The organism is Enterococcus sp. FZMF (assembly GCF_030263915.1).
In the GTDB taxonomy this organism is placed as follows: Bacteria; Bacillota; Bacilli; order Lactobacillales; family Enterococcaceae; genus Enterococcus_D; species Enterococcus_D casseliflavus.
In genome coordinates this window covers 2543186-2566756 of the sequence record NZ_CP127160.1, presented here as the reverse complement: position 1 = coordinate 2566756, position 23571 = coordinate 2543186, and the positions used below count along the sequence as shown (strand labels likewise).

Sequence of the window (23571 nt, the reverse complement as noted above, 5' to 3'; positions counted from 1 at the left end):
ATGAAAAAGAAGACGATGCTTATTTTATTGGCGCTGCTCTTGGCAACTTTAGTACCGGAATCAGTTCTTGCCCAAGAAGTACCCTATTTCACCTTCACTACAGATAGTGAAAATTACTTTCTACGGACGCAAACGGCCTATACACCTGTAAAAGAAATCACCACCTTTGATGGGCGATCCTTTGTCGAACCTAATCATGTTTTCGTTGATCGCGAAGACAATGTGTACATTTCTGATACAGGGCTGAATCAAGTCATCATTCTTGATAAAGAACTGTCCTATCAAGGAACTTTAGCTAGCGAAGAATTGGTTGAAGTGCAAAGTACCTTCGTCACAGATGAGATTATTTACGCAGTAGATACGAGCCAAAATAAAATCTTTTTATATGACAAAGAGACGCATGAATTCTTACAAGAAATCGGTACGCCAGACGCACCCGTATTCAATGAAGGTTACCCTTTCTTACCGACGCATCTAGCGGTCGACATGCGAGGAAACCTCTATATTCGAGGCTCTGAATCAAGCAACGGCTTGATCATGCTGAATCGCGCTGGAGAGTTCGTTACCTTCTTTGGTGCCAACCCTTTAAATGTTCCACTGTTAGATCAGATTCGTTCTTTCTTTTTAACAGAAACGCAGCAACAAGCAATGGAAACTGTTTTTCCAAATATTATCGCTGATGTGAGTATCGATCAAAAAGGATTTGTTTATACGGTGACTTCTTCATTGGCAGCTGGAGCGATAAAAAAGTTTAATGTCGCAGGAACCAATTATTTTCCGGATGATCTGTTGGGGGAATTTAATATGGAAAGTATTTGGGTCGGTCAACAAGACAGCGTCTATGCCGTTTCCTCAGATGGTTGGATCTATGAATATGATGCGCAAGGACAGTTGCTCTTCGTGTTTGGAGGCAATGATGTGATCTCTAGTCGTTTTGGGATTTTAAGTCGTCCTACGAGTATCGCAGCCACCTCAGACAATGAACTGATCATCGTCGATCAAGGAGCATCTTCCTTGGTAAAGTATGAACGTACTCGTTTTACAGAAGCGGTTCATCAAGCCATGAGTAGTTATCAGCAAGGGGAATACCGAGTGAGCCAAGAGCTTTGGGCGTATACCTTGAATTATAATTCCGTTTTCGATAACGCACGGATTGGATTAGGCAATGCCTATTTACGAGAAGGTGACGCTCAGTCAGCTTACCAGGAATTTATGAGTGCTGAGTTTACCCCTGGAATATCGGCGGCTTTTTGGGAAATTCGGCAAGATTGGCTGAGTGCCAATTTAAATACCTTGTTTGTCCTGATGATGATTGGCTTTCTCCTATGGAGCATATGGCGATTGTTAAAGAAATTTAGTCGCCGTTCTCTTTCGTTAAGTCATAAACTTCAATGGGTGAAAAAGTACAAACTTGTCGATAATTTCTTGTTTATTTTTGAGTTTCATCAAGCGATTTTTGATGGAATCTATACGATCAAACGTCGCAATCGGGTATCAGTGTTTTTCTCTATGATTCTCTTTTTTCTCTATATTGTTTTGTTTCTGAGCTATCATCAATGGACAAATGTAATTTTTGTAGCAAACAATCAATATCTATTATATGAACTAGCACTCCTCATTTTTTTAGTCTTATTATGGGTAGTATCAAATTATTTGATTTGCTCGATCAATGATGGGGAAGGTACGTTTATCCAAAGTGTCAATGGAACTGCTTATGCGATGACACCACTATTATTTGTTTTTCCAGTCGTTATTCTTTTGAGTAATGGTCTTACCTTAGAACAAAGTGTCTTTTTCTACTTTCCACAAGCAGTTACAGGACTTTGGATCTTATTTCTACAATTTATTGTGATCAAAGATCTTCACAACTATGACGTAGGCGAGACGTTTTCGATCATCTTTAAAAGTATTTTTACCATGTTGATTATTGGGCTATGTGTATTTGTCCTGTACACATTAGGTAGCCAGCTTGTCAACTTTATTCTAGATGTGATAACTGAGGTGAGTGCCCGATGAATAAAAAATGGCTGACTTATATACTAATTTTACCAGTAATTGCTTTCCTAGTTGTTTGGCTGATCAGTCCGAAAGAAGAAAAGCCCAGAATCGAGCCGATAATGAACGATTTTCAGGCAGTGACAGTTAACACAGCAGCAAAAGCTTCTGAGGAAAGCTATGATGTACCGTCTGAAATTCCAGCTTCTTTTCGGTTAGTAGCTGAAAATGAGCAACTGATGTTGTATGTCGAAGAAGAGACGGCGGCTATCATCGTCTTTGACAAGGTGAACGGCGAGCAATGGACTTCCTATGACTATCAAGCAGATTATGTTGAGATGCAATATAGTCAAGAAATCGTCAATTATATCAAGTCTGGTGTTTCAATCGTTACGTATGATCGCGCAACACCAGGACGACGGACACTCATGGATTCGGGTGTCACGAAAGAATACCAATTTCACGAGAGTGGTTTTGTTGCCAGTATTGATTTTACTTCACAAAAGATTCGTTTTGAATTGAGGGTCAGTATTCAAGGTGGCGATCTTCTTGTTCATATTCCCAAGGAAAGTGTTGAGGAGTACAATGAGCATCTCTGGCAGCCAGGAAACAATAATATTTCACTGAATCAACTGATCTTGTATCCATTTTTCGCTAGTACAGAAGGTGAAGAAACAGGGTATCTAGTTGTACCCGATGGTCCAGGGGCAATCATTCGCCTAGATGATACCCCAAGATCTCTGGTCGGGTATTCTGCCCCTGTTTATGGCTTAGATCAGGGGTATGAAGACAATCCTCGAGGAGGTGCCTACCCGTCAAAGCCAATTGAGCTTTTGACGTTACCGATCTATGGAGTGATTAAAGAAGAGAACACCGCTGGCGTGTTAGTTATTTCTGAAAACGGAGAAAGCTATGCCACGTATAACTATCGACCCAAAAATACAGATACGCATTTTTATCAATCCTATTTTACTTATACCTATCGTACCGCTTATTCACAATTTCAAAGTCGGATCAATGAAGATCAACATATCTTAGGCTTTCAAGAACTTCCCAATGATTTTGATGTCGTGCAACGCTATGTTTTCTTGCGAGAAGATGAGGCGAATTATGTTGGTCTGGCAAAAAGTTATCGAAGCTTTATTGAACAGATTGGAGAGACCAAAGAAAAAGCGACACCTGTTCAATCGATGCCTGTGAAAGTCGATTTCTTAATGAATGAAGTAAAGCTGGGAAATTTGGGGATTGAGGAGGTAGCGCTGACAGATCATCTGCAAGCACAAGCAATCACAGAGCAATTACTAGAAAGTGGCATCGATCAGTTAACAGTCACTGCTAAATCGTTTTTACAAGATCGCTGGGCATATGGCATTGGCCCGCAAAAAGACCTAAAGAATAACCAAGACTTTCAAGCGTTGTTGGCAACCTTTGATGAGCATGAGATCGCTTTTAACTTTTATGTGGATTATACGAAATCTTATCATAATGCAAGCAATCAGCAAACGTATAAATTAAATAGGAACGATTTTCAGTTTTTTGATCCAGAAAAGGCAACCCTCAATTATATGAATAGTCCTTACTCCTATGCTTCATCATTAGAGAAGGACTTAACGACACTCGCTGAGCTTGAGGGCGTGAGTCTGGCTTTGGCTGGTTTCGATCACAACTTGTTTACTTTTTTTGAAGACCGTCAGATCCATAGCAGCCTGGTGACGATGACAAGTGTCAAACAGTTGCTTGAGCGATTGGAGGAAGCTGAGGTAGCAGCGAATATGTATCGACCAAATGCGTATCTTTTCCCTTACCTCGATGATTATTATGATACGCCTATCTATTCTTCAGGGTTTGTTTTTATTGATGAAACGATTCCATTGTTGCAACTGATTTTAAGTGGACAAGTTGAGATGTATGCCACCTATCTGAATAGTGTTTCCCATGACCAAGATACCCTTTTGCGACTGATCGAATTTGGTGTTTATCCTGCATTCGTCTTGACGGGGGAACCCGCATACAAAATGAAAGGTACCGGTGCGAGTGCAATCACTGTTTCTGAATATGAGTATTTAGCAGAACGAATCACCTTTTATTATGAGGCAATGAACGAAGCCTTGGCAGGTGTCAGAGGAAGTGAGATGATCGGCCATCAACGCTTAGCAGAGGGGGTCGTTCAAGTAACCTATGCCAATCAAAAGACACTAACGATCAATTATAATGAAACGACCTTTGATACAGGGGAAGTCACAGTAGAAGGAAAGGGGGTCGTTGTTCGATGAAATTATCCATGGAAAAGAAAAAGAAGTTAACAGGGGTGCTTTTTGTCAGTCCTTGGATCATTGGGTTTCTGACGTTAGTCGCCTATCCGCTTAGTCGAACGATCTTCTTTAGCTTCCATAACGTCTCCTACGGGATTCGTTCAGGCTGGCGTTATAATTGGGTCGGTTGGGAGAATTATGACCGAATCTTGTTTCAAGATATTGACTTTGTGATCGCCTTGCAAGACTTTTTTGTGGCTACCTTATTTCAGGTACCCGTGATCATCGCCTTATCCGTGATTATCGCCATGCTATTGAACCAAAAAATCCGTGGTAATTGGTTCTTTCGTCTGATCTTTTTTCTACCTATTATCATCTTAAGCGGCAAACTGATGACCATGATCAGTGAGTATGGTGGAACAGGAATTGTGGCGAATCTCGTGATTCTCGATATTTTAGAACTTTTTATTCCTTCACAAGCGGTTGTTCTACTGATTGCAGAGCTATTTGAAATGATTGCGCAACTGCTATGGTATTGTGCAGTTCCAGTATTGATTTTTCTAGCATCCTTGCAAAATGTCAACCCGAGTATCTATGAAGCTGCATCGATCGACGGCGCCTCTTCTTGGGTCAGTTTTTGGAAAATCACTTTACCGATCATTTTTCCGTTGATCAATGTCGCTGTCGTGTTTATAGTCGTTTTTTTAGCAAATTTCGAAGCAAATCCAATAGTTTCCATTATATTAGAATCCACTTATGACGGGGCTAGAAGAGAAGGCTATGCATCAGCGATCGCTATATTGTACACACTGTTCCAATTTTTAATGATTGGTATTTTGTATACGATCATAAAAGAGCGCAAGAAAAGTAAGGCGGGTTAAGAACATGATGATACGACGAAGAGGAAATACCCATAGAATGAAAAAAATGATACTGGGAACGAATGTTACAAATGGTTTACTAGGGAAAATCGCCATATATGCAATCTTGATCGTGCTGAGTTTTGTCTTTATCTTTCCCTTGATCAATATGATAACGGTTGGATTGATGTCAAATTTAGATTTGGCAGATCACTCGATCGAATGGATCCCTTCAGAATTTTATTTAGAAAATTTTCGTCTGACCTGGCGAGCGTTGCGACTGCCAGGGAGTTATTTCACTACTGTGCTGGTTGCAGGGGTCTCCACCGTGTGCTTGATGCTCTCATCTGCGCTGATTGCGTATGGCTTAGCTCGCTTTCAAGTTCCCTTCAAATTTCTGATCTTTTCATTGCTTTTATTTACCTATCTAGCACCCAAAGTATTGTTTTTTATTCCGCGATACCAACTCTTTACTACGTTTGGGTTAAGTGGAAATATGGGTGCGTTGATCTTCCCAGCTCTAATGGGGCAAGGGGAACAAGCAGCTTTATTTATTTTGATCTTCTATCAATTTTTCAAAATGATACCAACGGCATTAGAAGAAGCCGCCTTTCTAGATGGTGCAGGAGCCTTTAAGACGTTTTATAAGATTGCGTTACCGATGGTGAGACCTGCATTTGTAATTGTCGGGATCTATGCTTTTGCGTTGTATTGGAATGAAACGTTGTTGACTTCTTTTTATCTTGAAGGAAATATTCAAACCACACCTATGCTACTCAATTCATTGGAGAGTCAATTTAACAATGTCGTCAATAACACGGCGACCCTAGGCGATCCGGGAACCAATCCAAATCTTAGTTATACGGAGGCAGTGGCATATTCGGGAACGATCTTGAGCATTTTTCCGTTGATATTCTTTTATGTTTTTGTTCAGAAATGGTTTGTGGAAAGTATCGACAAGTCAGGAATCACGGGAGAATAAGCGGTAATCATAGCTCTATTTTCCCTTTTATTCTTGCTTTGACGATAGCTAGAGGACGTTTTTACTTCTTCTAACTATCGTTTTTTCTTCAATATTTGTTAGAATAGAAGAGAAATAAATGGCTATGAATGCTAATGAGATAAAAGTAGCAAGCTTTTTCATTTGATCAGAAGCAACGGATACTAAAGCACACAAAAGGAGATTTGAGATGGCTGCGACTATAAAAGATATTGCTCGAGAGACAGGCGTTTCGATTGCCACTGTTTCGAGAGTGCTGAATAATATTGGCGGGTATAGCAAAGAAGTTGAAGAGCGAGTCCTTTCGGCAGTTAAAATGCTAGGATATCGCAAAAATGAGACTGCCATCAGTTTAGTGACCAAAACAACTAAGACGGTGGGAATCATTATGCCAAATTCTGATACTTCTTTTTATGTGAAAATCATTGAAGGAATTGAAGAAGAAGCACACGCAAGAGGATTTAGCGTGATCGTGACCCATGCAGGGATCGGGGGAGAAGGCTTCCAGAAGAGTTTGGATCTCATGGCTGAACGTAGAGTGGACGGCATTATTGTGTTTTCCATTTTTTTATCAAAGTACGATTTGGCACCAATCGAAAGCTTGAATATCCCGATTGTACTCGTCTCAAGTACGGACACAAACAACAAAATTCCTTCCATAAAAGTGGATGATTATTTGGCAGCGTATACGGCGGTTGACTATTTGATCAAACAGGGACATGCGAATATTGGGCTGGCAGGATTAAGCTATGATGATGAGAATACGAGTGTACCGAGGATCAAGGGGTATATTGATGCCTTAGAGAAGAATCAGATCCCCGTTAAAGAACAATTTATTGAGTATGGGTACTTTGGTTTTCAATCTGGGCGACGAGCAATGAGTGCGTATTTGGAAAGAAAAGAACCGATTACAGCGGTCTTTTGTGCAAGTGATGAAACAGCATTGGGAATCATCTCCATTTGTTACGAAAACCATATCGTCGTACCAGATGATCTTTCAGTCGTTGGTTATGATAATTCCCGTATTGCCGCAATGGTCAGTCCGCCACTGACTACCATTTCACAGCCCTTTCATCAGATGGGAAAACGGGCTTGTTTGAAACTGCTTAATTGTGTACTTAATGGGAAAAAGATCACCTCAGAGATCATCCCTTTCGAATTGATCGAACGTAAATCAGTAAAAAAGAATCGTGAAAAATTGCAAGAAACCCGTCCCTGAGAGCTTATGATCAGGGCGGGTTTTTCTTTGGAGGAAGAAAAGACCATGTGTATGTTATCAAGGGAAGATTTAATGCTTTTTACACGAGTGAGATAGTCAGTGAAGGGAATGGTGATGGGTAACTTTTCTTTAGCAGTTATTCCTCAATTTCAATCCCCAAGACAGTTAGGTGACCGTTTGCCACTAGTTTGATGACGAGTTTTGCTAAATGGTCGGCGTGCATCGTTGTTTCTGCCGTTAGCCACCAATGCAGCGTGCCAACAAATATTGAGGTCATATAATCAATGATGAAGTCTAAGGGCACTTCAAGATCGCCTTCTGTGATCTTCAAGGTTGAAAAGATCTCTTGATACCGTTCCGTTAAAATCAGCCCCAGTTTTTTACGAATGATCTCAATGGCAGACGCATCCATGATCGTCAAATAAAAAGAGCGATTCTTTTGAATGTGTAAAAAAAGTTCGGTCATGGCCGCTTCGATTTTGCGGATCTTGATTCGATTGCCTTGGACGAAATCTTCAAAGTCAAGGATCGAGGTAAAAGATTCGACGGCCAAGTCAAATATTTTTTCATACAAGTCTTGCTTGTCTTTGTAATGGGCATAGAAGGTCGCGCGGTTGATCATGGCTTCGTCTGCGATATTTTGGACAGTCACTTGCTCGAAGCCTTTTTCTTCAACTAAGCGAATAAAGGCTTCAATAATGTACTTATTGGTTCGTTTGACACGTAAATCCAATTTTTTCATATTGTGAATTTCCTTTCAAAATAAACGACAAAAAACGTCTAATTGTTGTTTATCCCACACCTTCGTTGGAATTGTTTGTTGAATTATCAATTAAAAGAATTACAATGAACATAAGTATTATAACAAACGGCTTGTTAGATAATCAACAAAGTGTTGTTTAGATGGAGGCAACAAATGAAAAAATATAAGGCGGGCATCGATGTCGGTTCAACAACGGTCAAGATGGTTCTGTTAGATGAACGCAATCAAACGTGTTTTTCAAGGTATGAACGACACTATGCAGACATCCAAAAGGCAGCGGAAAAAATTATTAAAGAAGCGCAAGCAGTAATCCAAGATCAGTCAGTTGCGCTGGCGATTACCGGATCAGGCGGAATGGGGCTGGCAGAAGTTTTGCGGATCCCTTTTGTCCAAGAGGTCATCGCTTGTACCAAAACAGTCGAGACAGTGATCCCAGAAACGGATGTGGCGATCGAATTAGGCGGTGAAGATGCGAAGATCACCTTTTTTGAAGGTGCGTTGGAGCAGCGGATGAATGGCAGTTGTGCCGGTGGGACCGGTGCGTTTATTGATCAGATGGCGGTTTTATTGAAAACGGATGCCAATGGGGTCAATGAGCTAGCCAAGGGATACCAAACCCTTTATCCAATTGCCTCACGCTGCGGGGTCTTTGCCAAAACTGATGTGCAGCCACTGATCAATGAAGGAGCGGCAAAAGCGGACATTGCTGCGAGTATTTTTCAAGCGGTGGTCAATCAAACGATTGCTGGCTTAGCAGCTGGTCGTAAAATCAAAGGCAAGGTAGCCTTCTTAGGCGGTCCACTGACGTTTATGTCGGAATTGCGTCAACGATTTATCGATACGTTGAACCTGCAAGAGGCAGATATCATTTTTCCCGAGAATCCAGAACTGTTTGTGGCGATGGGGGCTGCACTGTATGCAGAAGAAGCGCAGCAGCTTTCTGTACTATGCGACCGCTTAGCCAATGAAGAAGACGGCACACTTGCGCCAACAGATACGCTAGATCCTTTATTCAAAGACGAAGCAGAACTGGCTGCTTTTCGTGCCCGCCATGCCCAAGCGGTTGCTACAGAAAAACCTTTGTCGGAGCATAAAGGTGCTGCTTATTTGGGTATCGATGCTGGATCAACGACAACGAAAGTCGTCTTGATCAATGATGCAGGGGATTTGTTGTTTTCTTTTTATGGCAACAATGAAGGCGAGCCGTTAGCGACAACGATGGCGGTTTTACAAGAGCTTTATCGTCAGATGCCTTCTGACGTTTACATCGCAAAGTCAACGATCACAGGGTACGGTGAGCATCTGATCAAACATGCACTGAAGGTCGATATCGGTGAAGTCGAAACGATGGCCCATTACAAAGCTGCTGAACATTTCCAGCCAGGTGTTGATTTTATCCTGGACATTGGTGGGCAAGACATGAAGGCGATGACAGTCAAAGACGGTGCACTTTCTTCGATTCAGCTAAATGAAGCCTGTTCGTCAGGATGCGGCTCGTTCATTGAGACCTTTGCCAAATCTATGAATCAGGATGTCAAAGAATTTGCGCTGGCAGCGACAAAAGCCCAAGCGCCGGTTGACCTGGGTTCGCGTTGTACCGTCTTTATGAACTCAAAAGTCAAACAGGTCCAAAAAGAAGGAGCCTCTGTTGGCGACATTTCGGCTGGCTTGTCTTACTCGGTCATAAAGAATGCTATCTATAAAGTGATCAAGGTTCGGCGCCCCGAAGATCTTGGCGAGAAAATCGTCTGCCAAGGAGGGACTTTCTATAATGAAGCGGTTCTGCGCGCCTTTGAATTGATCAGCGGCCGTGAAGTCGTACGACCATCGATCGCTGGCTTGATGGGCGCTTATGGGGCGGCGTTGATCGCGTTAGAAGAAGCGGCGATCGACGATGTCAGTACGTTGTTGTCTCCTGCAGAAATGGCCGATTTTCAAGCAGAAAAAGAATTTACAAATTGCGGTCTTTGCGAAAACAATTGTTTATTAACCGTGACCCTCTTTTCGGATGGTCGAAAATTCATTACGGGGAATCGCTGCGAACGTGGTGCGCGGATCAAAATCAAAAAAGAAGACCGCAAAGTCAATCTCGTGGATGAAAAATACCGCCGCTTGTTCAAGTACCGTTCTTTGCGTAAAAAAGATGCCCTCCATGGGGAAATCGGCTTACCAAGAGTGTTGAATCTTTATGAAAATTATCCGCTATGGCATACCTTTTTCACCCAGTTAGGGTTTCGGGTAACCTTGTCGCCGCGTTCTAATAAAGAACTATATGAGCAAGGGATCGAAACGATTCCTAGCGATACCGTTTGTTACCCAGCCAAACTAGCCCATGGGCACATCCAAGCACTGATCGATCAAAACATACCGTTGATCTTTTATCCAGGAGTCATTTTTGAGCGAGTAGAGAACACTGCCGCTGAAAATCATTTTAACTGTCCAATCGTACAAAGCTATCCAGAAGTGATTCGTAACAACGTCGATGCGATTCGTGAAGGGGCGGTTGACTACCGCTGTCCATTTTTAAATCTGGCGGATGAAGCCTCAATGGTCAAAACCTTAATGGGGACGTTTCAAGATTTTGGTTTTTCTGAAGACGAAATTGCCCAAGCGCTGCGCAGCGGCTTCGAGGAACTAGATCAGTTCAAAGCAGATATTGCGCAACGGGGAGAAGAAACGCTGCGAATGCTGATGACGACCAACCAAAAAGGGATCGTTTTATCTGGAAGACCGTATCATTTGGACCCTGAAATCAACCATGGGATAGCGGAAGTCATTACCCAAGAAGGCTTTCATGTACTGACCGAGGACAGTATTGCTCATTTAGCAAATGTCGGCGATCTGCGGGTCGTGGATCAATGGGTCTATCATTCACGGTTGTATGCGGCTGCACGAGTGGTGGCGAAAAACAAGCAGTTGGAATTGGTTCAATTAAACTCCTTCGGCTGCGGGATCGATGCAGTGACCACCGATCAAGTCGAAGAGATCATGGCGCAATATGGCAAGCTGTATACGGTGTTGAAAATCGATGAGGGTGCAAACCTTGGGGCGATTCGGATTCGGTTGCGTTCCTTGAAAGCAGCAGTCAACGAACGGGATAAACAGCACTTTGTTCCTAAAAAGCAATACGAGGAACCAGCAAAGATTATTTTTACCAAAGAAATGCGCAAGCAGCACACGCTCTTATTGCCGATGTTGAGTCCCATCCACCAAAGCGGATTAGTAGATGTCGCTTTGCAGGCTTCTGGGTATCAAGTGGTCTGTCTGCCCAGTGAAGATCGAGAAGCAGTCAATGTCGGTTTGCGCTTTGTCAATAACGATGCCTGCTACCCGGCCATCATTTCCATTGGACAGCTGGTAGAAGCGTTACAAAGCGGAGAATATGACGTCGAAAACACCAGCGTATTGATGACCCAGACGGGCGGGGGGTGTCGCGCAACGAACTATATTCCCTTGTTACGTAAAGCATTGAACGATGCAGGATTTCCGCAAGTACCGGTGGTATCTATTTCGATGGGCAATACTGGTGTTGAATCAAATCCGGGCTTTCGCTTTACCTTGCCGATGATGAAACGCTTGGCGGTGGGATTTTTATACGGGGATCTCTTTGAACGAGTCGTTTATCGCACCCGTCCATATGAGCAAGAAGCAGGGGCTGTCGATCGGCTCCACCAAGAATGGCTGGAAAAAATTGCCAAAAATGTCCGCAATGGCTCCTTCAGTCTCTTTAATCGCAATATGAAGAAAATCATTCAAGACTTTGATCAAGTGCCGTTAAATGCTATCAAGAAGCCACGTGTCGGTGTCGTGGGAGAGATTTTAGTGAAGTATTCACCGACTGCCAATAATGATGTCGTTCGCCTGTTAGAAGCAGAAGGAGCGGAAGCGGTCGTACCAGATATTGTCGGCTTCATGAATTATTCCCTCTACAATCAGATTTGGCGCTACGAGCATTTGGGGATGGCGAAGAAAAGCAAAATGATCGCTGATTTTGCGATCATGGCGATTGAACGGCTCCAAAAACCAATGGATAAAGCGTTGCGGGCGTCAACGCGCTTTGAGGGCATTCATTCGATCCATCAGCTTGCCGAGCAAGCGAGCGAGATTGTTTCCATCGGCAATCATACGGGAGAAGGCTGGTTCTTGACCGGTGAGATGATCGATCTGTTGGAAAATAATGTCAACAATATCATTTGTCTGCAACCATTTGGCTGTCTGCCCAATCATGTGGTAGGAAAAGGTGTTATGAAAGAATTACGTCGTCAATACCCGCAGGCGAACACTGCAGCGATTGATTACGATCCAGGTGTCTCGATCGTCAATCAATTGAATCGCATTCGCTTGTTGATGGCCACGGCCAATAAAGCGTTGGCTGAATAAATTCTCAAGCCAGCGACCGAACCAATTTAAAAGCAAAGAGACTGCTCTTGTTTGGACAATTTGTGATAACTTCTTTTTCTGCCTATAAAATGGGGGAAGAGTTCGCACAAATTGAGAAAAATTGAGCAGTTTTTGCTTTTTTTATTAGCTATTTAGGTATATACCAGTTATAATAGGAGGGGAACGGAGGAATGTGTAGTGGTGGAAAAATTACCTGTTTATATCCAGATTCATGATCAAATCAAAGCCAATATCGAAAACAATACATACAAAATCGGGGATCGTCTGCCTTCAGAACGGGAGTTGTCAAAACAATTCGGCGTGAGTCGCATGACGTTGCGGCAAGCGATCCAAACCTTAGCGGATGAGGGGATTCTTGAGCGCAAAATCGGTTCTGGCACTTATGTGGCTCGCCAAAAAGTACAAGAGAAAATGACGGGCACGACGAGTTTTACCGAAATTATGAATTCTCTTGGTCGTAAGCCTTCCAGCAAAGCGGTCGCTTATTTCTTGACGGCACCTAGCTCCAGTGAGATGGAAAAGCTGCAATTAGAAGCACACGAAACGATTTTACGGATGGAGCGGATTCGGTATGCGGATGATGTGCCGATCTGTTTTGAAGTAGCGAGTATCCCTGAAAAGTTTATTCATGACTTTAGCAAGGAGGAGATCATCTCTTCCCTCTATAAAGTGTTGGAAGAAAAAGGACAGCGGAAAATTGGCGGCGCTTCGCAAACGATCTCAGCTATGGTCGCTTCCGAGCAAATTGCTGATTACTTACAAATCAAACGCGGCGATGCGATTTTACGTATGCGGCAAATCACTTCATTTGAAGATGGGCAACCATTTGAATATGTGCGCACCCAATATGTCGGCAATCGTTTCGAATTTTATATGGAAAAATAAGCTGCCTGAGACGGCTGGAAACAAAAAAGACGCGAAAAAGCCGAAAGGACACTGCGAGCATACGTGCTGTTGCTCCGCATCGGTCAATTCGGTTTTTCAACGATTGGGCGTTCCTGCATTTGCTGCAGCAAGCGGCATAAGAGTCCGCGCTTTGAGGAAAAAGAGCAAACCTGACAGGTGCTTGTCCTGCATAGTTACTCGGTTGGCTCCTCGATGAGGCGCTCTACATATTCGGTCTTGCCTTTGTTTAGCTTCACTTGCCCTTGCAGCAAATCAATCAAAGCGGCTTCTTGGTCGGTAAGCGTTGCTTCAGGAATCATTAAGGTAACAACGATTTTCTCGGTATAAGCAATGTCTTTTACGTAGATGTTCTGCAGTTCTAAATAGTTTTGCAGCTTACCTAAAAGGGGATAATCAATGGTCAATGCAAGCTCTTGATGCAAAACGCCTTCGACGATTCCCACCGCCTTGATGCCAGCGGAAGCTGAACTGGAATAAGCGCGGATCAATCCGCCAGCGCCAAGTTTCGTTCCACCGAAGTAGCGGGTAACGACAGCGACCATATTGATCAAGTCATTTTTCTTCAATACTTCTAAAATCGGTACTCCAGCGGTGCCGCTAGGTTCACCATCATCACTGCTGCGTTGGATCTCATGGTTTTCACCCAATACATAGGCGCTGCAATGATGATTCGCCTTCCAATGTTCTTTTTTGAGGGCTTGTATAAACGCTTTGGCTTCATCTTCTGATTGGATTCGTTTTAACGAACAGATGAAACGCGATTTTTTGATTTCTATTTCCGTTTCTCCATCTTGTCGGATCGTTCGATAAGTCACGCGTACGATCGCCTCCTTTATGTTTCTAGTATAGGCAATCGGAAGGAAAGTTACAAATAGAAGAAAGAAAAAGGCACCAACACAGACCTGAAAAAGAGGAGGCAGTTGCTTTGGGTAGACGCAAAAAGTACGATACGATCACGCACTATTTAAAAAACAACGGCGGTTCACAAATTACGTTAACCTTTACCCAGTTTGATGAATTTCTTTTCCCAGCATCTGGCTTGCCCAAAAGTGCCCGCACGAGTACGGATTGGTGGGCAAATGATTACCGACATCCTGAAAACGGGGCCTATGCGTGGCTGAATGCCGGCTATGAGGTAGTCCACGTCAATTTAAAAAAAGAGTATGTCGTTTTTAACCGTTTAGTAAAATCAAACTGGCTGCTGGATAGAAAGCGTTGACAAATTTCAAACTTGTTCTATACTAGAGATAGGAAATGTTATCTTATTCTTAAAATTCAAGGAGTGTTCGATATGGCGAAAAAAACAATTATGTTAGTTTGTTCTGCAGGAATGAGTACAAGCTTATTAGTAACAAAAATGCAAAAAGCAGCTGAAGCAAAAGGATTAGAAGCAGATATTTTTGCAGTTTCCGCTTCAGAAGCAGATCAACATTTAGAAAGCAAAGACGTAAATGTTTTATTATTAGGACCACAAGTTCGTTTCATGAAAGGCGATTTTGAGAAACGTCTAGCGCCAAAAGGAATTCCTTTAGAAGTAATCAACATGGCAGATTACGGCATGATGAACGGCGAAAAAGTCTTAGATCAAGCTTTGACATTGATCGGTGAATAAGCAAGACCTGCTGTTGAAGCAAACAAGAAACCTGTAATCGGTTCAAGTACTTTTCAAAAAGTACTTGAACCGATTTTTTTGCGTACTTAAAACTGAGGTGTATGTTATGACCAATCAAAAAGGAAGACAATTTTTTGTTTTAGATGAAACAATGAATGTAGGAAAACCCTTTGATTCTCGACCGGCAATGCTCGAGCAGGGGCAGAGAATCGTTTGTCAGCGATGCGGTTCTTCCCATCGCAAGCCGTCGGTGCAATTACCGATAGGCAGCTATTACTGTCCAACCTGTATTCGCTATGGTCGGATCACATCAAATGGGCGACTGGTGATTCAACCTACGGAAAGTCCAGCCATTGATCACCACATCGTCTGGCCAGGAGCATTGACGCAGTTTCAGCAAAAAATTTCCCAGCAATTGGTGTCTAATTGTCGACAAAAGCGATCCTCGCTTGTTTGGTCGGTCACGGGTTCAGGGAAGACCGAAATGATCTTTGAAACGATCCGCTACGTTCGGCAAGAAGGTGGTCGAGTGGCGATCGTCTCACCTCGGATCGATGTTTGTCGTGAATTGTTTCCGCGGATTCAGCAAGCATTTCCACAAGAGGAAAGCTTGCTCCTTTATGGAAAATCAGAAGAGCCTTATCGCTACACAAACATCCTTATTGCCACCACCCATCAGCTACTGCATTTTTATCGGAGCTTTCAACTGATCGTGGTGGATGAGGTAGATGCATTTCCCTACGAGGGCGATGCGCAGCTGCGTTACGGATTATACAATGCCTTAGCCAAAAACGGGTGTCTGATCTATTTAAGTGCGACGCCTTCAGAACGACTGCTGCAAGAAATTCGTGGAAAATTCGCTGTCTTGAGAATGCCGCTGCGGTTTCATCAGCGTCCATTGATCGTTCCAAAACCTGTTCATTATAGTCACTGGGCGCAGGCTTATCGCAGAAAACGTTGGCTGCGACCATTGCTGCAGCAGTTGCAGCGGCTGCTTCAAAAAAACTTTGTCTTGGTGTTTTGTCCAAGCATTGCGCTGATGAAGGAAGTAGAAGCGGCTGTCCGCCGACAAGGCACGTCATGGTCTTTGACTAGCGTTTCGTCGCAAGATCAAAAACGGAGCGAAAAAGTAGCGTCTGCTCGTCGACAGATTTACAAGGTGTTGTTTACAACGATGATTTTAGAGCGTGGGGTGACGTTTGAAAACGTCTCAGTCATCGTATTGGGTGCTAATCATCCAGTCTTTACAAAATCGGCGCTCGTGCAAATTGCTGGTCGTGTCGATCGTAAAGGGGCCTATACGGAAGGGGAGGTCATTTTTTTCTACGACCAAATGACGGAAGCGATCCGAAAAGCACTCAACGAAATCAAGGAAATGAACCAATTGGCAAAAAGCTGGCTGACCGATGGTGTGTAGTTGGTGTAAAAGGACTTTTCCTAGAGAACGAACGATCATTGAGGTGTTGGCTCCTTGGCGTATCCCAGAAAATGAATTGTGCCCGCAATGTGCCCAAAAGTTTTCAGTGATCGATTGGCGAACCTGCTGCCCTTCGTTTGGAAAAAAAGAAACTGAGTTTTGCAGCGATTGTCTCTATTGGGAAGAAACGTGTCCCATGATACAATTGCAGCACCGAGCGCTATTTGCTTACGATCAAGGAATGAAGGATTGGCTTCACGAATACAAACTGATGGGAAACTATCAGTTGCGGGGGACGTTTGCGCCTGTGATCAAACAGAAACTCAACAGGTTTGACTATGAGTGTTTGATTCCCATCCCACTATCGGCAGAGCGTTACCAACAGCGAGGGTTTAATCAAGTCACCGCTGTGCTGGAAGCCGCCGGAGTCAGATTTCAAGAGTTACTGGAGAAAGTTGTTGATACCGCACCACAGGCACAACGTTCTCGCAGGCAACGATTAGTAGAGGCGCAACCCTTTGCAGTGAAGCCAGATGTAGCGTGTGAAATCAAAGGGAAAAAATTATTGTTGATCGATGATGTGTATACTACCGGTAGAACGTTATATCATGCAGCTGAAGCACTGCAGTCCTTTGGCCCCCAGTCGATTCGTTCTTTTTCTATTGCTCGTTGAAACGTTATTTTGAAAACGCTTAAAGAAAATTGTTCGATTTACTAGGCAAATGACCAAGAGTTCGATATAATAGAGTTAAGAAGAAGAAAAGAGTGGTCCTTTTCCTTCTTTACTGGTAGACGAAAGGGGTAATTTTTATGTTTAGATATAATGTGCGTGGCGAAAATATCGAGGTAACAGAAGCGATCCGTGATTACGTCGAGAAAAAAGTAGGTAAATTAGAACGTTATTTTAATGATGTGCCAGAAGCAACAGCACACGTTAATTTGAAAGTTTATACAGAAAAAACTGCAAAAGTAGAAGTAACGATTCCTTTACCATTCCTAGTTCTACGTGCGGAAGAAACTTCACCTGATCTATATGCTAGTATCGATTTGGTTGTTGACAAATTGGAACGCCAAATCCGCAAATTCAAAACAAAAATCAATCGCAAATCTCGTGAGACAGCGTTGGTTCCGCCAACAGATGGTGATTTGTTCACAACTGAAGCAAACGATGAAGAAACCAATGGTTCTGATTTAGACATCGTACGTACAAAACGTTTGTCTTTAAAACCAATGGATAGTGAAGAAGCTGTTTTACAAATGAACATGCTTGGACACAACTTCTTTATCTTTGAAGATGCGGAAACGAATGGAACGAGCATTGTGTATCGTCGGAAAGATGGTAAATACGGGTTGATCGAAACGGATTAACACGTGTGGAATCCTTTTGGCGACACCCCCAAAAAAAGTCTTTTTTGACAGAGTAGCTGAGAAGCTGCTCTGTTTTTTTATCTTTTGGAATGAAGCAAGAAATCTTTCTATATAAAAGTTGGCTTTGTTTCTCTTTTGTTTTATTGTGTTATACTATAGATGAAATAATACAGGGAGAGTGAATCATGACTACGTTAGCAGATGTCGCCAAAAAAGCAAATGTTTCCGCAATGACCGTTTCTCGAGTGATCAACCATCCAGATAAAGTGACCGAAGAGCTAAAGCAGCTCGTTCATCAAGCAATGCTAGAACTGGATTATCAACCGAATATTGCTGCCAAATCATTAGTTTCCAAGCGTTCCCATATCATCAAAGTGTATATCTTAGAGGAGATGGACACGACGGAGCCATACTATATGAATTTATTAGTGGGGATCGCTCGTTCCATCGGCAAAGCGCATTATTCGTTGCAGCTGGTTACGACGGATGGGGTGGATCGTGGCCCAGCAGATGGTTGTATCATTACGGGATTTCGCCAAAAGGATATGGACTGGATAAAAAATTTAAAGAAACCCGTCGTTCTATTTGGTGAAAATGAAGCTGGATTCAGCTTTGTTGATAGTGACAACTACCAAGGGATCGTTTCTGCTTGTAAACACGCCCTCGATACTGGCTATCAACACTTGGTCTATATTGGTTTAGAGTTGGAAGAAGCATTTACGAAAAGCCGAGAAAAAGGGTACATAGATACAGTCACAAAAACAGGACAAGCACCAAAAATCCATCGTTTTGAAAACCGTTCTTCCGCAGCCCGCACGTTTATCACAGCACAGAAGGAGCAATTTGCGGAAAATACTTGTTTTATTTGTGCGACGGATCGTTTGGCACTAGGCATCAATCAAGGCTTGCAGTCGATTGGCGCGCAGATACCAAAGGATTTTGGGATTGTCGGCTACGATGGGGTATTCTTGGATCAGGTCAGCTCACCCAAGTTGACGACTATGAAGCAAGCCATCGTTGAGATGGGCGAAGCTTGTGGTGAATTACTGATTCAAAAAATTGAACAGAACGATACGAGCCTGCGACAACAGCGCTTTTTACCGCAACTCGTGGTTCGTGAATCCACAAGGTGAAAAATTAAGCAAATGGTTGCGCAATTTCTTTTCAATTCCTCGATATCTTAATTTAAAGGCTTTTTCAATTTTTGTTATCGCTAACATTTAGAAAATGTTTGCCATTTTAAGAAACCGGTTGCATAATAGAGTTACAAATTGCAGGAGGTAAACAGGATGAAAGTGAATTGGAAAAAGGCAGCTCTAGGATTAGTTTCAGGAAGTGCGTTGTTAGCGCTTGCAGCATGTGGCGGCAACGGCGGTAGTACCGATGGTAGTAATGCAGATGCAGGTTCAGGTAGCGATGAAAAAACGATCACGGTCTCTGTAGGCGCAGACTATATTGATTATATCAATGAAGTGAAATCTGACTTTGAATCTGAAAATGATGTCACCATCAACGTTGTGGAAATGGACATGTTCGATCAAATGGATGCGCTTCAACTAGACGGTCCTGCTGGGAAAGGCCCAGATGTTACGATGTCTCCTTATGACCGTGTGGGTCAAGTAGGCTCCCAAGGGCATTTGGCAGAAATGACTTTGCCAGATGATGGACGGTACAGCGATATAGACAAGCAACAAGTGACCATCGATGATAAGATCTATGGCGCACCAGCAATGATCGAAGCGGTTGTCATGTTCTACAACAAAGACTTGATCGATGAAGCACCAGCAACTTTTTCTGATTTAGAAGAACTAGCAAAAGATGATCGTTTTGCAGAAGGCGATGACAATGTTGGTTTCTTAGCTCGTTGGACGGACTTTTATTATACGTATGGTCTATTAGCGGGGCATGGCGGGTATGTCTTTGGTGATGAAGGAACAGATCCATCTGATCTAGGGCTGAACAATGAAGGTTCTGTTGAAGCAATCACGTATGCAACTGATTGGTTCCAAAATGTCTGGCCGCAAGGAATGCTTGATGTATCAGCCAACGAAAACTTGATGTTGGATTACTTCAATCAAGGCAAAACAGCAGCTATCATTTATGGACCATGGGGCGTGAACGGCTTTGAAGAAGCAGGCATCAACTATGGAGTAGCGAAAATCCCAACGCTAAACAACGGCAACGACTATGAAACATTTGGCGGCGGAAAAGCGTGGGTGGTATCTAACTACTCACAAAACAAAGACGTTTCTCAACAATTTGTCGAGTATTTGACCAACGAAGCCAATCAAGAGAAATTGTATGACATGCGTCATGATATTCCAGCGAACATTATGGCTCAAGAAACAGTCGCTGCTTCTGATGATCCAGTAGCAAAAGCAGTGATTGAGCAATACAGTGTTTCACAACCAATGCCAAATATCCCTGAAATGTCTGAGGTTTGGGTAGGGGCTGAAAACATGCTGTTTGATGCAGGTTCAGGCAATATGACTCCTCAAGAAGCAGCGGATAATGCTGCCAAAACAATCGAAGAAGCGATTGAGCAGAAATACTAATAATTAGCCGATTACGGTCTGTCATTCATGTCGACGATTCTATAGAGGATGTTTGTCAAAAGGATTCCTTGCAACGTAGCACGCAAGAAATTGCTTGACGAGATTGTTTTCTATCGATCGTCGGCCGCTTGGCAGACTTTCGATTTTAAGGAGGATACATATGAGGACGAATTCACAAGCCATGCAGACAGCGCTTCTTTCAATCATCCCTGGTGGGGGACAATTCAAAAATGGTCAGAAATTCAAAGCGGGTCTCTTTTTTGCAGCCTTTCTGATTTTTCTGGTCGAAATGCTTTTGTTTGGTGGACAAGCACTTTATAACTTTGTCACACTCGGATCAGTGCCGATGGAAGACAACTCTTTGTTCTTGTTGATTGAAGGAACACTGCAGGTCATCGTTACCGTTATTTTCATTATCTTTTGGGTTTTAAATATCAAAGATGCTTATCAGGTTCGGCAAAGCATTGAAAAAGGCTTCCCGGTAGCTGTTACGAGAAAAGAATTTTTTAAAAAATTATACGAAGATGGGTTCGCGTACTTACTGACGATCCCTGCCTACTTGGTAATGATCGTAGCAATTATTTTTCCAGTAATGGTGACGCTCTTTATGGCATTTACCAACTATGATTTTCGACACATTCCGCCAGCAAACTTAATCGACTGGATCGGTTTTTCGAATTTCACGAATATCTTCACCTTAAGTTCTTACCGCGACACCTTTGTAAAAGTATTCAGTTGGACGGTGATTTGGACCGTTTTAGCAACCACCTTGCAAATTACACTCGGCATACTGACAGCAGTTGTTGCCAACCAAAAATTTGTGAAGTTTCGTCGCGTCTTTGGGGTGATTTTCTTGCTTCCTTGGGCGGTGCCAGCGTTTATCACAATCATGAGTTTTTCAAATATGTTTAATGATACCGCAGGAGCGATCAATACGCAGGTGATCCCGCTATTGAACAATCTGCCTTTTGTGGATATTGGGAACATTGCTTGGAAGACCGATCCGTTTTGGACGAAAACGGCGATTATTTTGATTCAGGGTTGGTTAGGGTTCCCCTACATCTATGTAATGGTTTCGGGGATTTTACAATCCATTTCCGAAGATTTGTATGAAGCAGCAAAAATGGATGGAGCCAATGCGTTGCAGCGTTTTCGGAACATTACGCTGCCGGCAATCTTTTTGGTAGCAGCCCCAACCTTCGTTACGCAATATACAGGGAACTTTAATAACTTCTCGATGATCTATCTATTTAACGAAGGTGGACCAGGAAGTTTAGGCGGAAATGCTGGATCGACAGATATTTTGATTTCATGGATCTACAAACTGACGACCGGCGGCTCACCACAATATTCGATTGCTTCTGCATTGACCTTGATCATTTCCTTTGTGGTGATCTCCATTTCATTACTGGTGTTTAAAAAGACGAATGCATTTAATATGGAGGATTGAGGATGAAAAAGAAGAAGTTTTCTTTCAGCAAATTATTTACCTACTTGTTTATGATCGCGTTATCGATCATTATCATCTATCCCTTGTTGATTACCGCAACCTCAGCCTTCAAGGCAGGGAACATGATCGCTTTTCGCTTAGATTTTGATGCGGATTGGACATTGAACAACTTTCGACGTTTATTCAATGAAACCCCGTATTTGACATGGTATAAAAACACCTTGATCGTGGCCGTTTCGACGATGATCGTTCAAGTAATGATCGTAACGTTAGCAGGGTATACTTACAGTCGTTACCGTTTTGCTGGTCGTAAAAGTAGTCTGATGGTGTTCTTGATCGTTCAAATGGTACCGACAATGTCGGCGTTGACCGCTTTTTATGTCATGGGCTTATTAGCAAACGGTCTAGATAGCTTCTGGTTCTTGACACTGATTTATATCGGTGGTGGGATTCCGATGAATACTTGGCTGATGAAGGGGTACTTTGATACGGTACCGATCGACTTGGATGAATCAGCAAAACTTGATGGTGCAGGGCATTTTCGCATCTTTTGGCAAATCGTTTTGCCCCTCGTAAAACCAATGGTTGCCGTCCAAGCATTGTGGGCCTTTATGGGACCATTCGGCGAATTCTTGCTGGCGCGATTCTTGCTTCGCTCACAAGAGCGTTTGACCGTCGCAGTCGGGCTACAAACCTTTATCAATGATGCCCGTAACCAACGGGTCGCACTCTTTGCGGCTGGGGCGATTTTGATCGCCGTACCGATCGCTGCACTGTTTTTCTTCTTACAAAAATACTTTGTTTCAGGTTTGACCTCTGGCGGAACAAAAGGATAGGAATGATAGGATGTCTGAACAACGATTTCCCTTAACGTACTTTGGGGCCATTTTTTCTCCAACAAAAGTCTATGCATGGCGTAAAAAATTAAATCGCTGGCAGCAAGTGTTCGTCTATGTTTTCTTGATGTCCTTGCTGATGATCCCGTTGACCTTAATGATCAGCAAGCAAACGGATCAAGCCTTTGCGGCATTTTTTCCCCATGCAAAAACACTCGTGACGGCAGAAACGGCAGCAAAATACAATGAGTTGCAGCTGGAAGATGGCAAACTTTTAGCGGATGAGTCACAAGTCTTTTCCCAAACAGAAGCGGGGATCATAGGCGTTGCGCTTTCAGAAGCGGCTCTTGAAAAAGCGAAATACGCCATCAATTTTCGGGAAACAGACTGGACCATCAAAGAAGAAATCGATGGACAAACTTATCACTATGAAATGCGTTACACGGCGGAAATGGCACCTGATCAAGTAGATGATGCGGCTTCGTTTCAAAAAGCAATCGAAGACGGCTTCTATCGCAACAACGAGACAGCGATTTTCTTCAGTCAGACGATCACAGTGGCATTTTTATTGGTGACAATGAATAGTATTCTAGTCATAGGCGCAGCGTTTTTCCTCTGGTTGACGAAAAAATCACGACTATCGACAATCGGCAGCTTCAAAGAAAGTACGAACGTGATTTTAAATGCACTGGGGGCAGGCTCTCTCGTTGCGATGTTGGCAGGATTTATTGGCGCTGATATCGTCTTGATGATCGGGATTCAGTCTTTAGGCATGCTACTAATGCTCTTCTTAGCTTTCTTAAAAACCCGTTTTAAAACGGCATAATTTGCAAACCTTCGCAACAAGACGTTTGGGCGTGTGCTGGACTTTCAGCGCCGATCAATGGCTTGTTGCGTGTTTTTTTTCCCGCGTTTCTTTAAAATCTGTGAAAAAAGG

19 protein-coding genes are annotated in these 23571 nt (G+C 42.9%); 17 read left to right on the top strand and 2 right to left on the bottom strand.

What is annotated here, in order from left to right:
* The 5 genes from QN079_RS12505 (at position 1) to QN079_RS12485 (ending at position 7326) form a co-directional block, all read left to right on the top strand.
* Positions 1–2016: a hypothetical protein gene (locus QN079_RS12505; RefSeq protein ID WP_289229856.1), complete on the top strand. Its 2016-nt coding sequence runs from the start codon at positions 1–3 to the stop codon at positions 2014–2016.
* A complete protein-coding gene (locus QN079_RS12500) occupies positions 2013–4268 on the top strand; it encodes a DUF5696 domain-containing protein (protein ID WP_289229855.1) in 2256 nt (751 codons plus the stop codon). The genes QN079_RS12505 and QN079_RS12500 overlap by 4 nt, the downstream gene beginning before the upstream one ends.
* The gene (locus QN079_RS12495) at positions 4265–5128 is read left to right on the top strand and encodes a carbohydrate ABC transporter permease (RefSeq protein WP_289229854.1); all 864 of its coding nucleotides are present in this window, start codon (positions 4265–4267) and stop codon (positions 5126–5128) included. Before QN079_RS12500 ends, QN079_RS12495 begins: the two co-directional genes overlap by 4 nt.
* 37 nt (positions 5129–5165) lie before the next feature.
* Positions 5166–6089 (top strand): carbohydrate ABC transporter permease, encoded by a 924-nt coding sequence (locus tag QN079_RS12490; RefSeq protein ID WP_270289872.1) that lies wholly within the window; start codon positions 5166–5168, stop codon positions 6087–6089.
* Between the two features lie 208 nt (positions 6090–6297).
* On the top strand, positions 6298–7326 hold the full coding sequence (locus QN079_RS12485) for a LacI family DNA-binding transcriptional regulator (RefSeq protein ID WP_087627823.1): 1029 nt from the start codon (positions 6298–6300) through the stop codon (positions 7324–7326).
* Positions 7327–7462: 136 nt separating this feature from the next.
* On the opposite strand, the gene QN079_RS12480 is transcribed toward QN079_RS12485, so the two are convergent.
* Entirely contained in the window at positions 7463–8068 is a 606-nt protein-coding gene (locus QN079_RS12480) for a TetR/AcrR family transcriptional regulator (RefSeq protein ID WP_005228762.1), read from the bottom strand.
* Between the two features lie 174 nt (positions 8069–8242).
* Between QN079_RS12480 and QN079_RS12475 the strand changes: the two genes are divergently transcribed.
* Both QN079_RS12475 and QN079_RS12470 read left to right on the top strand, forming a co-directional pair.
* Positions 8243–12469: a 2-hydroxyacyl-CoA dehydratase gene (locus QN079_RS12475; RefSeq protein WP_289229853.1), complete on the top strand. Its 4227-nt coding sequence runs from the start codon at positions 8243–8245 to the stop codon at positions 12467–12469.
* Between the two features lie 198 nt (positions 12470–12667).
* The gene (locus tag QN079_RS12470; RefSeq protein WP_289229852.1) at positions 12668–13375 is read left to right on the top strand and encodes a GntR family transcriptional regulator; all 708 of its coding nucleotides are present in this window, start codon (positions 12668–12670) and stop codon (positions 13373–13375) included.
* 194 nt (positions 13376–13569) lie between these two features.
* On the opposite strand, the gene QN079_RS12465 is transcribed toward QN079_RS12470, so the two are convergent.
* Positions 13570–14211 (bottom strand): YigZ family protein, encoded by a 642-nt coding sequence (locus QN079_RS12465; protein WP_016608762.1) that lies wholly within the window; start codon positions 14209–14211, stop codon positions 13570–13572.
* A gap of 110 nt (positions 14212–14321) precedes the next feature.
* On the opposite strand from QN079_RS12465, the gene QN079_RS12460 reads away from it, so the two are divergent.
* The 10 genes from QN079_RS12460 to QN079_RS12415 all read left to right on the top strand — a co-directional run bounded on the left by QN079_RS12460 (position 14322) and on the right by QN079_RS12415 (position 23460).
* Entirely contained in the window at positions 14322–14615 is a 294-nt protein-coding gene (locus tag QN079_RS12460) for a DUF7662 domain-containing protein (protein ID WP_010749784.1), read from the top strand.
* A gap of 72 nt (positions 14616–14687) precedes the next feature.
* Positions 14688–15008: a PTS sugar transporter subunit IIB gene (locus QN079_RS12455; RefSeq protein ID WP_005228768.1), complete on the top strand. Its 321-nt coding sequence runs from the start codon at positions 14688–14690 to the stop codon at positions 15006–15008.
* 106 nt (positions 15009–15114) lie between these two features.
* Complete coding sequence (locus QN079_RS12450; protein WP_289229851.1) at positions 15115–16425, top strand: DEAD/DEAH box helicase; 1311 nt, start codon at positions 15115–15117, stop codon at positions 16423–16425.
* Positions 16426–16621: 196 nt separating this feature from the next.
* Positions 16622–17098 carry a ComF family protein gene (locus QN079_RS12445; protein ID WP_016608760.1) on the top strand — a complete coding sequence of 159 codons (477 nt, stop codon included), beginning with the start codon at positions 16622–16624 and terminating at the stop codon, positions 17096–17098.
* Between the two features lie 137 nt (positions 17099–17235).
* Positions 17236–17793, top strand: coding sequence for a ribosome hibernation-promoting factor, HPF/YfiA family (gene hpf, locus QN079_RS12440; RefSeq protein WP_005231866.1), 558 nt, complete (start codon positions 17236–17238; stop codon positions 17791–17793).
* A 185-nt stretch (positions 17794–17978) separates the two neighbouring features.
* Positions 17979–18926, top strand: a complete 948-nt coding sequence (locus QN079_RS12435; protein ID WP_005228774.1) for a LacI family DNA-binding transcriptional regulator — start codon at positions 17979–17981, stop codon at positions 18924–18926.
* Between the two features lie 156 nt (positions 18927–19082).
* Positions 19083–20348 carry an extracellular solute-binding protein gene (locus tag QN079_RS12430; RefSeq protein ID WP_289229850.1) on the top strand — a complete coding sequence of 422 codons (1266 nt, stop codon included), beginning with the start codon at positions 19083–19085 and terminating at the stop codon, positions 20346–20348.
* Between the two features lie 160 nt (positions 20349–20508).
* Positions 20509–21798 carry a carbohydrate ABC transporter permease gene (locus QN079_RS12425; protein WP_010749778.1) on the top strand — a complete coding sequence of 430 codons (1290 nt, stop codon included), beginning with the start codon at positions 20509–20511 and terminating at the stop codon, positions 21796–21798.
* 2 nt (positions 21799–21800) lie between these two features.
* The gene (locus QN079_RS12420) at positions 21801–22634 is read left to right on the top strand and encodes a sugar ABC transporter permease (protein ID WP_289229849.1); all 834 of its coding nucleotides are present in this window, start codon (positions 21801–21803) and stop codon (positions 22632–22634) included.
* A gap of 10 nt (positions 22635–22644) precedes the next feature.
* Positions 22645–23460, top strand: a complete 816-nt coding sequence (locus QN079_RS12415) for a DUF1189 family protein (protein ID WP_289229848.1) — start codon at positions 22645–22647, stop codon at positions 23458–23460.
* Positions 23461–23571 lie beyond the last annotated feature (111 nt).

Excerpts from the sequence above, each read along its gene's own strand:
- QN079_RS12505 (WP_289229856.1), top strand. The coding sequence starts at position 1 with ATGAAAAAGAAGACGATGCTTATTTTATTGGCGCTGCTCTTGGCAACT.
- QN079_RS12500 (WP_289229855.1), top strand. The coding sequence starts at position 2,013 with ATGAATAAAAAATGGCTGACTTATATACTAATTTTACCAGTAATTGCT.
- QN079_RS12495 (WP_289229854.1), top strand. The coding sequence starts at position 4,265 with ATGAAATTATCCATGGAAAAGAAAAAGAAGTTAACAGGGGTGCTTTTT.
- QN079_RS12490 (WP_270289872.1), top strand. The coding sequence starts at position 5,166 with ATGAAAAAAATGATACTGGGAACGAATGTTACAAATGGTTTACTAGGG.
- QN079_RS12485 (WP_087627823.1), top strand. The coding sequence starts at position 6,298 with ATGGCTGCGACTATAAAAGATATTGCTCGAGAGACAGGCGTTTCGATT.
- QN079_RS12480 (WP_005228762.1), bottom strand. The coding sequence starts at position 8,068 with ATGAAAAAATTGGATTTACGTGTCAAACGAACCAATAAGTACATTATT.
- QN079_RS12475 (WP_289229853.1), top strand. The coding sequence starts at position 8,243 with ATGAAAAAATATAAGGCGGGCATCGATGTCGGTTCAACAACGGTCAAG.
- QN079_RS12455 (WP_005228768.1), top strand. The coding sequence starts at position 14,688 with ATGGCGAAAAAAACAATTATGTTAGTTTGTTCTGCAGGAATGAGTACA.
- QN079_RS12450 (WP_289229851.1), top strand. The coding sequence starts at position 15,115 with ATGACCAATCAAAAAGGAAGACAATTTTTTGTTTTAGATGAAACAATG.
- QN079_RS12445 (WP_016608760.1), top strand. The coding sequence starts at position 16,622 with ATGATACAATTGCAGCACCGAGCGCTATTTGCTTACGATCAAGGAATG.
- hpf (WP_005231866.1), top strand. The coding sequence starts at position 17,236 with ATGTTTAGATATAATGTGCGTGGCGAAAATATCGAGGTAACAGAAGCG.
- QN079_RS12435 (WP_005228774.1), top strand. The coding sequence starts at position 17,979 with ATGACTACGTTAGCAGATGTCGCCAAAAAAGCAAATGTTTCCGCAATG.
- QN079_RS12430 (WP_289229850.1), top strand. The coding sequence starts at position 19,083 with ATGAAAGTGAATTGGAAAAAGGCAGCTCTAGGATTAGTTTCAGGAAGT.
- QN079_RS12425 (WP_010749778.1), top strand. The coding sequence starts at position 20,509 with ATGAGGACGAATTCACAAGCCATGCAGACAGCGCTTCTTTCAATCATC.
- QN079_RS12420 (WP_289229849.1), top strand. The coding sequence starts at position 21,801 with ATGAAAAAGAAGAAGTTTTCTTTCAGCAAATTATTTACCTACTTGTTT.
- QN079_RS12415 (WP_289229848.1), top strand. The coding sequence starts at position 22,645 with ATGTCTGAACAACGATTTCCCTTAACGTACTTTGGGGCCATTTTTTCT.